Origin of the sequence: Chryseobacterium contaminans, from assembly GCF_001684955.1 — a bacterium.
GTDB classification, from domain to species: Bacteria; Bacteroidota; Bacteroidia; order Flavobacteriales; family Weeksellaceae; genus Chryseobacterium; species Chryseobacterium contaminans.
Window position 1 is genome coordinate 1 of the sequence record NZ_MAYF01000039.1, and the last position, 10,113, is coordinate 10,113.

At 35.1% G+C, this 10,113-nt stretch carries 8 protein-coding genes; 5 read left to right on the forward strand and 3 right to left on the reverse strand.

Annotation, left to right across the window (positions count from 1 at the left end; translation table 11 throughout):
* A partial coding sequence (gene pheS, locus BBH99_RS03825; RefSeq protein ID WP_066692210.1) for a phenylalanine--tRNA ligase subunit alpha occupies nucleotides 1–963 on the reverse strand: 963 nt, incomplete at its 3' end.
* A 127-nt stretch (nucleotides 964–1,090) separates the two neighbouring features.
* The gene (locus tag BBH99_RS03830; RefSeq protein ID WP_066692212.1) at nucleotides 1,091–1,750 is read right to left on the reverse strand and encodes a YceI family protein; all 660 of its coding nucleotides are present in this window, start codon (nucleotides 1,748–1,750) and stop codon (nucleotides 1,091–1,093) included.
* Nucleotides 1,751–1,825: 75 nt separating this feature from the next.
* Between BBH99_RS03830 and BBH99_RS03835 the strand changes: the two genes are divergently transcribed.
* Nucleotides 1,826–2,761: a sulfate/molybdate ABC transporter ATP-binding protein gene (locus tag BBH99_RS03835; RefSeq protein WP_066692214.1), complete on the forward strand. Its 936-nt coding sequence runs from the start codon at nucleotides 1,826–1,828 to the stop codon at nucleotides 2,759–2,761.
* A gap of 306 nt (nucleotides 2,762–3,067) precedes the next feature.
* Here BBH99_RS03835 and BBH99_RS03840 read toward each other — a convergent pair whose 3' ends face one another.
* A complete protein-coding gene (locus BBH99_RS03840; RefSeq protein ID WP_066692216.1) occupies nucleotides 3,068–3,412 on the reverse strand; it encodes a zinc ribbon domain-containing protein YjdM in 345 nt (114 codons plus the stop codon).
* Nucleotides 3,413–3,869: 457 nt separating this feature from the next.
* On the opposite strand from BBH99_RS03840, the gene BBH99_RS03845 reads away from it, so the two are divergent.
* From BBH99_RS03845 to BBH99_RS03860, 4 genes are all read left to right on the forward strand, one after another.
* Nucleotides 3,870–5,075, forward strand: coding sequence for an RsmB/NOP family class I SAM-dependent RNA methyltransferase (locus BBH99_RS03845; protein ID WP_066692221.1), 1,206 nt, complete (start codon nucleotides 3,870–3,872; stop codon nucleotides 5,073–5,075).
* 180 nt (nucleotides 5,076–5,255) lie between these two features.
* A complete protein-coding gene (locus BBH99_RS03850) occupies nucleotides 5,256–6,923 on the forward strand; it encodes a GLPGLI family protein (protein ID WP_066692223.1) in 1,668 nt (555 codons plus the stop codon).
* Nucleotides 6,924–7,241: 318 nt separating this feature from the next.
* On the forward strand, nucleotides 7,242–8,909 hold the full coding sequence (gene asnB / locus BBH99_RS03855; RefSeq protein WP_066692225.1) for an asparagine synthase B: 1,668 nt from the start codon (nucleotides 7,242–7,244) through the stop codon (nucleotides 8,907–8,909).
* A gap of 280 nt (nucleotides 8,910–9,189) precedes the next feature.
* Complete coding sequence (locus BBH99_RS03860; RefSeq protein ID WP_066692228.1) at nucleotides 9,190–10,032, forward strand: hypothetical protein; 843 nt, start codon at nucleotides 9,190–9,192, stop codon at nucleotides 10,030–10,032.
* The last annotated feature ends 81 nt before the right edge of the window (nucleotides 10,033–10,113 follow it).

Sequence of the window (10,113 nt, forward strand, 5' to 3'; positions counted from 1 at the left end):
CATTCTGATATCGCTCATTTGGTAAAGAAGCATGGTAATTCTTTCAATACCCATTCCGAATGCATATCCTGAATATTTCTCAGAATCAATGTTTACATTCTTTAATACGGCAGGATCTACCATTCCACAACCCATAATTTCTAACCAACCTGTTCCTTTCGTGATTCTGTAGTCAGTTTCAGAGTTTAATCCCCAGTATACATCAATCTCAGCACTTGGTTCAGTGAACGGGAAATAAGAAGGTCTCATTCTGATCTTAGATTTTCCGAAAAGCTCAGTAGTAAAGAACTGGATCGTTTGCTTTAAATCTGCAAAGCTTACATTTTCGTCAATATATAATCCTTCAATCTGGTGGAAGATACAATGAGAACGTGAAGAGATGGCTTCATTTCTGAATACTCTTCCCGGAGATAAAATTCTGATTGGCGGTTGGTTTTCTTCCATGTAACGCGTCTGTACAGAAGAAGTATGCGTTCTCAAAAGAATATCCGGATTCTGCTCAATAAAGAAAGTATCCTGCATATCTCTTGCCGGGTGGTATTCCGGAAGGTTCAGTGCGGTAAAGTTATGCCAGTCATCTTCAATCTCAGGGCCATCTGCTACTGCAAATCCAATTGATTTAAAGATTTCAATAATTCTGTTTTTAACCAGGTTGATCGGATGTCTTGATCCCAGTTCCAATGGAAACGCAGGTCTTGTAAGATCTTCTTTTTCTACCACAACAGAAGATGCGGAAGCACTTTTCAAGTCTTCCAATTTCACAGCAACTGCCTGCTTCAAAGTATTGATCTTCTGACCGAATTCTTTCTTCTGGTCGTTAGGAACTTCTTTAAATTTTTCAAAAAAATCATTCAGAACTCCTTTTTTACCGTTGTACTTGATACGGAAGTTCTCTATCTCTTCCTTAGAGGTAGCATTGAAGCCGTTTACTTCGATCAGTAGTTCTTCTATCTTTTCTATCATTATTTTACCCTTTCAAAATGTTTTGCAAAAATACGACTTTTAAGTTGAATAATAAGTCCGTCATAAAAAAATCTGCCTCTTTTTCGGGAGGCAGACTTCAATCACTTATTTCACTTAAATAAAAAAATTATTTCTTTTCTAAAGCTTTAACGTTGATCTGAAGGGTTACCTCATCTTTAATCACTCCGTTTTCAGCAGGAGCCTGGAATTTTACGCCAAACTCTTCTCTTTTGATGTCCTTAGGCTCAGTAGCTACACTTACTTCTCCATCTTTCACAGAAACATTAGCTTTGAACTGAACGGGTTTTGTAATGCCTTTAATGGTTAAATTACCATCCAAAAGAGTATTATAATCACCTTCCGTAGCAGGAGTAACCTTTGTAATTTCATAAGAAGCTGTTGGGAACTTTTCTACTTCAAAGAAATCACCACTTTTAAGGTGACCGTTTAATTTACCCATATCATCCGGACTGTCTTTCAAGTCAACAGAAGTCAGGGAATTCATATCAGCAACGAATTTACCGCTTTCCAGTTTTCCATCCTTCACCGTTACATCTCCACTTTCAAACTTAATAGTTCCGAAGTGGCTTGTATTTTCAGATTTAAATACTTTGTATCCTTTCCATTCAACCTTACTGTTTAGCGTGTCCAAAGTATACTGGTTACCATCTTTGGTTGTAGTCACCTCATTACTTTCACTGGTAAGCGGTTTGTCTTTTTTACAAGAAACCATTACAGCAGCAACGAATAAGGCAGGAATAGCTAACGAAAACAGTTTTTTTCTCATTTTTGATATATTTTTATTACTCCTGCTAATATAATAAAAAAAATTATTTTTTCATAAAAACCTTACATTTGTATTATGCTTTTAGAAATAAACAATTTATTCTTCTCTCATAATAAAGAAAAACCGCTGTTTCAAAACCTCAACTTAAGATTTGAGGCCAATAAAATCATTGCCCTGGCAGGAGAAAGTGGATGTGGAAAATCTACTCTTTTAAGCCTTGTATACGGACTGCTTGATTGGGAAAGCGGAGAAATCATTTTTAACGGAACCAAACTATTGGGTCCCAAAGGAAATCTTGTTCCCGGAGAAGCTGAAATGAAGTTTGTAGCACAGAATTTTGACCTGATGCCTTATGCTACTGTTGCTGAAAATGTAGGTAAATTTATTTCGAATATCAATTTAACCAAGAAGAGAGAAACCGTTATGGAGCTTCTTGAAGTAGTAGGTCTTCAGGAATTTGCCAATGTGCTTCCTAAGTATTTAAGTGGCGGACAGCAACAAAGAGTTGCTATTGCAAGAGCACTTTCCGTTATGCCTAAACTTCTTATCCTTGATGAGCCTTTCAGTAATCTTGATTTTCCAAGAAAAATAGAACTTAGAGAAAGACTTTTCCGTTATGTAAAGGAGCATCAGATCTCCCTGATTATTTCTACCCACGAACTCCAGGACATTATGCCATGGCTGGATCAGATAGTTGTTCTCCAGAACGGAAGACTTATTCAGAACGACAGTCCGGAAGAAACCTATAAAAATCCTTACAATTCCTACGTTGCCAAATTATTTGGTGAAGTGAATATCTTTAACGAAACCGAAGCGGCAGATTTCCAGCTTCCCAAGTTTTTCTATTATCCAAAAGGGATAAAAGTATCTGAAAATGGCCATGAAGCTGAAGTGCTGGAAAGCAGGTTTGCAGGAAATTATTATTGGAACAAAATTAAATTAAGGAATAAAGAACTGGTAATTTATACTGATGACCAATTGCATGATTCAGTTAATATCTCATTTATTTAAAGTAAGGAACATGAGGATACTGTCTTCTAACACACACCCCTCGCGGTCTCGTCTTCTGTCATTTTCACTACCACAAAACAACAGATAACTCATACATTTTCTTACACTTATCCATAAAAAAAATACAAACATAAGAATCAGTTATTAAACTTTTTCTTACATTTGTATTTCCACAGCATAAGGAAATTATTGGTTATTTCTCTTTCTGCCTTTTAGACAGACATTAGCAATCTTGCAATTAAGTCTTTGAAAGATTACACTGTCCAATTTTTTCCTTTTTTTATGGTTTTAACCATATAAAGGTAATTATGCTTTCTTCACAAATTCTGACTTTAAAGCCATTGCTCCGAAACCATCAATCTTACAGTCTATATTGTGATCACTTCCCGGTCTTAAACGGATATTTTTCACTTTAGTTCCTGCTTTTACCGGTTTTGGTGCTCCTTTTACAGGAAGGTCTTTTATAACCACAACAGAATCGCCATCCTGAAGTTCATTTCCGTTAGAGTCCAATATTTTTCCTTCATTTGCAGCTTCAGAAGCAGCTTCTTCAGGATTCCATTCGTAGAAACACTGAGAACATACCATCATGTTATCGCTCGGATAGGTAAACTCAGAGCTACATTTCGGACAAAGTACCGTATCACTCATATTTTTAATTTTTTGCAAAGGTAGGGCTTTTTAAAGGTTGAAGTCAAGAGGTAAAGATCAGTATAGTAGACAATAAGCTCGTTTTCGTTTTACACCAACTAGTGAATTACAACAAATTAACTAAGCTAAATGCAAAGAAAATAAAGTATATTGATGAGCAGTGCATATTTTGTGAGCAAAGATTTTTCATTTAAGCAAAAACACAGGTATATTCATCTCTGAGTGAAAGACTTTTGCAAACAAATAAAAAAATATAAATTTTAGGAAAATCTTTACAAATTCAGTATTAAAATTTATTTCTACTATTTAAAAATTAATAAACAGATTGATCTTTCATCAATAATATCAGATTCCTAACTCTCTTACTCAAAACCCCTCAAACTCAAACTCTCCAACTCAATCTTCAACTCTCAACTTTAATTCGTATTTTTGCAGATTCAAACAGCGAAGCAAACTTATGGAACTTATTCACAGAAACTTGGCAATCGGAATTCACGATGCCTTACAGGAAACATTTTTTGAGAAAAACAAATATGCCGATAAAGTTATTGAAAGACTTTTAAAGGCAAACAAAAAATGGGGAAGCCAGGACAGAGCCGTTGTTTCTGAGATTTTCTACAATATCATCCGTTGGAAAAAACGCCTTGAATATTATATGGGTGAAGGGGTGAAACCCAACAATATTTATAAACTTATCATTGCTTACCTTTTATGGAGCAAGACCAATTATAAAAAGTTTGAAGAGTTTGACGGGATCAAAATTGCAGACATCCTTACCAAACTTAAAAAGAACACAGTTCCTACCAAAGCCATTGAACACTCTATCCCGGATTGGTTAGCAGAAACTCTGGAGAAAGAATTAGGAGCTAACTGGGAAAGGGAAATGATTGCTTTAAATGAGCAGGCTCCTACCGTTTTAAGAACCAATTCATTAAAAACGACTACAAAGGAACTTATTTCTGACCTTTCAGACGAAGGGGTTGTATCCTACCCTATCAAAAATTATCCTGATGCAGTACAGTTGGAAGAGAAAAAGAATATTTTCCTTACTACAGCTTTTAAAGAAGGATTGTTTGAAGTTCAGGATGCTTCATCTCAGAAGATCGGATATTTCCTTGATGTAAAAGAAGGACAAAGAGTAGTGGATGCGTGCGCGGGTGCAGGAGGAAAAACACTTCACCTGGCAGCTTTAATGAAAAACAAAGGCCAGATTGTAGCTTTAGATATTTTCGAATGGAAACTGGCTGAACTGAAACGTCGTGCTAAAAGAGCCGGAGCCCACAATATTGAAACCCGTATGATTGCTGACAATAAAGTCATCAAGCGTCTTCACGAGAAAGCAGACAGACTGTTAATTGATGCCCCATGTTCTGGTCTTGGAGTTTTGAAAAGAAATCCGGACAGCAAATGGAAAATTGATCAGGATTTTATTGACAGAATCAAAAAAGAGCAACAGCAGATCCTTCAGGATTATTCTAAAATGCTAAAAAAAGGAGGAAAAATGGTATACGCGACTTGTTCCATCCTTCCTTCTGAAAACAACCTTCAGGTAGAAGAATTCCTTAAAAACAATCCTGGATTCAAAATGATTAAGGATGAAAAGGTAATGCCAAGCGAAGGATACGACGGATTCTATATGGCATTGATTGAAAGAGTTTCTTAATCTAAATCAATTAAAGATATATAAAACTACTCTATTTACTGGAGTAGTTTTTTTATTCTTCTTTCTGAAAAAATGTAACAATTTTTGTAACATTTCAAACATATTGTCTACTAACTGTATAGATTAACCGTTTTCATGCTGTAAAAGTTTAAAATAACTTTGCAGTAAACTCATCTATTTATGCATAAAAGAATTGTCTTCAATTTTCTGTCTGTTTTTTTATACTGTTTGTTTTCTGCACAGACATATGAAATTCAGTACATCAGCTCTTACAACGGAAAAAAAATAACGGATCAGCCTTCTACCATCGTTTGGCTCAATGAAAAAGAAAATTTTATTCTCAACAATACCATCAAAGAACAGAAAAGCAGCTATCCTTATGAGATCACGAAAATAGAAAGACCATCCAATACCATTATTTCTTATGCCTTTTTAAAACCAGGTTCAATTATTTCAACGTCTGATACTGAATCTGTAGGAAAACAGGATTTCGATCTCACCAATGAAACAAAAAAGATCTTAGGATATAATTGTAAAAAGGCAATTACAAAAGTCAATTCAAACACCATTGAAGTCTGGTATACAAATGATCTGAACTTAAAGGGCGGACCATCCGTTTTGGGACAAAATTTAGGATTGGTCCTGGAAGTGGAAAGAAATAAAAATTCTTTAATTACAGCCGGATCAATTAAAAAAGTAAAAAATACCGGAATTGAAAACATTTTAAAAGGAAACATACAAATAACAGATCAACTGGGATATAAGGATTTACTCTGGAAAAGTAGATTTACCACACTGAATGTTTTTGAAAATGAAATAATCAATTTTTCTGATGCTTCAAAATCTGACGATCAGATAAAAAGATACGCTAATGGAACCATCATCCTTAAAAAAATAAAATTCCCCGCCATTACAGAAGGTGAAAATATTTTTGTAGAACTGAAACAACAGTCCAATGGAGATGCCTATGACCGAACAGGAACCGTCTTTTTTATTCCACAGGATAAAGAAACATCTTTTTTTGATGGGTTAGAAAAAGGAGTGAAAATGCTTCCAGCCTACGAAAATGGCAACGGAAAACAATATTATGGAGTAACAGCTACTGAGCATTACAGCCCTGCTGTAGAAATGATGAGATTCTTTACCGCTTTTGGTATCCAGAAATTCAATCATATTCAGCTTAAAGGAAAAAACTGGCACACCGTTAGTCCTTATCGACAGGATATTACAGAATTGAAACCTGCATTATCGGGAAAAGAACTTTGGATAGGTACATTTATTGGCAACTATGATAAAGGAGGACATAAGGTAAGTCTTGATATTACGATTCATAAAAGCGATCAAAGCGTAAATAAAAATAATACGGCCATACCTTTATTCAATACTTTAAATATAATGGAAATGGCGGGGCAGGACTACTCTACGATGTTTAATCATGAGAAAGGACTGCTGGTTACTTTCAATCTGGATAAAGATCTGAAAAATGCACAGCTAAGATATACTACAACCGGACACGGCGGCTGGGAAAACGGAGATGAGTTCGTTCCGAAAGCCAATTCTATTCTGGTAGATGGAAATCCTGTATTTTCATTTGTACCATGGAGAACAGACTGTGGCTCATACCGTTTATACAATCCAGCTTCTGGAAACTTCCAGGACGGACTTTCATCTTCAGACCTCAGCAGATCAAACTGGTGTCCTGGAACAGTTACCAACCCTAATTTCATCCCTCTTGGAGATTTGAAAGCGGGTAAACATACAATTCAGGTAAAAATTCCACAAGGACCTACGGAAGGAACAAGTTTCAGTTCCTGGAATGTTTCAGGAGCATTACTTGGATCCCAATAAAACAAAACCTTCTTGCATGAGAATTGCAAGAAGGTAAAAACACAAATGATGAAAAAAAATTATTTCGAGCCACAAAGTAAGGGCTAAAATTTGCATAATAAATTATCATATATTAAGAAATATGTCATTTTTATTTTGTATAGAGAATACATTAATTTTAGCCTAACGAAAAAAATTAATCAAAAACATAGTATTTTCTCTAAATAGTTAATATTTTTCTTTAAAATAATTCATTTAATTAAAAATTTTAATTTATACACATTTTTCATTGTTATTTATAAACATCCCTTTTACTTTTGTCTCATAAATAATAAAAATATGTGTGGAATTGTATGCTTATTCGATGCCAAGCAAAAAACTGAGATATTAAGGCCTCAGGTTTTAGAAATGTCAAAAAAAATCCGTCACAGAGGACCGGATTGGAGTGGAGTTTTTCAGGATGAGAAAGTAGTTTTCTCTCATGAAAGACTTGCCATTGTAGATCCAACATCCGGAAAACAACCTCTATTTACTAAAGACGGAAAAGTAGTATTAGCCGTAAACGGCGAAATTTATAACCATAGAGAATTAAAAGAAGAGTTTCCTGATTATGAGTTTCAGACTCAATCTGATTGTGAAGTGATTCTTGCACTCTACAGAAAATATGGAAAGGACTTTGTGGAAAAGCTGAACGGTATTTTCGCATTTGCCCTATACGATACTGAAAATGAAGTATATCTGATTGCCCGTGACCATATGGGAATCTGCCCTCTTTACCAGGGATGGGATAAAAACGGAAACTATTATGTAGCTTCTGAACTGAAAGCATTGGAAGGAGTATGTAAAACCATTGAAACTTTCTTACCAGGACATTTGGTATACAGCAAAGACGGCGCTGAGCTTCAGCAATGGTACACCAGAGAATGGGAAAGCTTTGACCATGTGAAAGATAACGAAACAGATATCTCTAAACTGAGAAAAGGCCTTGAAGATGCTGTTCACAGACAATTGATGAGTGATGTACCTTACGGGGTATTACTTTCCGGCGGATTAGATTCTTCTGTTATTTCAGCGATTACAGCAAAATTTGCAAGACAGAGAATTGAAAGCGGTGATACCCAGGAAGCATGGTATCCAAGATTACACAGTTTTGCTGTAGGACTTGTAGGATCACCTGATTTAGCAGCAGCACAAAAAGCAGCAGAACATATCGGATCTGTACACCATGAGGTTAACTTTACAGTTCAGGAAGGATTAGATGCAGTACGTGATGTGATTTATCATCTTGAAACTTATGATGTAACCACCATCAGAGCTTCCACCCCGATGTATCTTTTAGCAAGAGTGATCAAATCTATGGGTATTAAAATGGTGCTATCCGGAGAAGGTTCTGATGAACTGTTCGGTGGCTATTTATATTTCCATAAAGCCCCTAACGCTAAAGAATTCCATGAAGAAACAGTAAGAAAACTTGGAAAGCTTCACTTATATGACTGCCTGAGAGCGAACAAAGCTTTAATGAGCTGGGGAATTGAAGGAAGGGTTCCTTTCCTTGACAAAGAATTTATGGATATTGCCATGACGCTTAATCCAAAAGATAAAATGATTAACGCATCTGAAGGAAAAATTGAAAAATGGGTATTAAGAAAAGCCTTTGAAGACATTCTTCCGGCTTCTATTGCATGGAGACAGAAAGAACAGTTCTCGGATGGTGTAGGATATTCATGGATTGATACTTTAAAAGAAGTGGCTGAAAAAGAGGTTACGGATGAGATGATGGCTAACGCAAGGTTCAGATTTCCGTTAAACACTCCGCAAAACAAGGAAGAATACCGATACAGAACTATTTTTGAAGAACACTTCCCAAGTGAAACAGCAGCAGCAACGGTTCCTTCTGTTCCATCTGTAGCGTGCTCAACTCCTATTGCCCTGGAATGGGATGAATCTTTTAAAAAGATGAACGACCCAAGCGGAAGAGCAGTGAAAGTGCATGAGACTTCGTATTAACTGAGTTTGGGAGTGAGAGGGTTTTAGATTAAAAGAGATGCCTGAATTTCAGATGTTCAAAGTTTAAGGTTTAAGGTTATCATGTTACTGAATTTGTTCACAATTCAATTGCTATGCAAAAGTTGTAATTTAAAATAACATTCTTAGCCTTCTTATTTCTAACTTCTACCACAATAATTTATTAATCCTGTAGCAATACAGGATTATTTTTTGAATTAACAACAACAATATGGCATAATTTAACTGACAATCAAAAATAATATCTAATAAATAATTATATTTGGAAAACGAAAATATCAATTATAAAAAAATGAGAAGAAACCTTACTGTTTTATTTGCCTTATTATCCATCAGTTTTGCTTTTGGACAGGGAAAATATGGCAAATATCTGAACTCAAAAAAGCTTGCTTTAGCCTATAAAAGCGTGAAAGATGCTGATAAGGATGACTATTACCAACAGTTTTACTGGCTGGTAAAAGCAGAGCAACTTAAAACCTACCCTCACCTTAAGGACATAAAGCCGGTAGTACTGTATGAATTTGTAAAAAAAGTAAATCCTCAGAATCCTACAAAAAAATTAGATGACAGATCTAAGGAACTTAGAGCAACGGCAGAGTTATCTTTAAATCAATACTTCAAGAACAAAAACTTTGAGAATAATTCTGTTTTAATGTACAATCTTGAAACATACGTTGATCCTTCAAAAGGGCAATTCTACACTAAGGTTGACCCTGAAAAAATTAAAGAACTGGTTCCAAAAGAATTGTTTGCCTTCAATTCATACAACAGAAATTTAGGGGAGGAAAAAACCTATTACCTTTGGGTGGATAAGAAAAAAGATGATCTTAACATTGTAGATATTATTCCTAGTGAAAAAGATGACAAATCATTCTACACAAGGTTAAGACAGTATCTTCCAAACTATAAGTTTTCAAAATATGTTCCCACTGTAAAAAAAGGAAACAAAACAGATAAAACCGATATAGACTATTATTACATTATGCCTTTCGAGCAGAATACCGATAATATTGAATACAAAACAAAGGATTTCAAAAATTTCACTTTAAGCCAGTATAGAAAAGCCGGTGACGAATGGAAAGGAGTAGAAAAACCTAAAAAATAAATCAAAAAGTCCTGTGATATTTCGCAGGACTTTTTTAATTTTATATAGATTTCTTCATCTAAGAATCAAATTGCTTAAAGC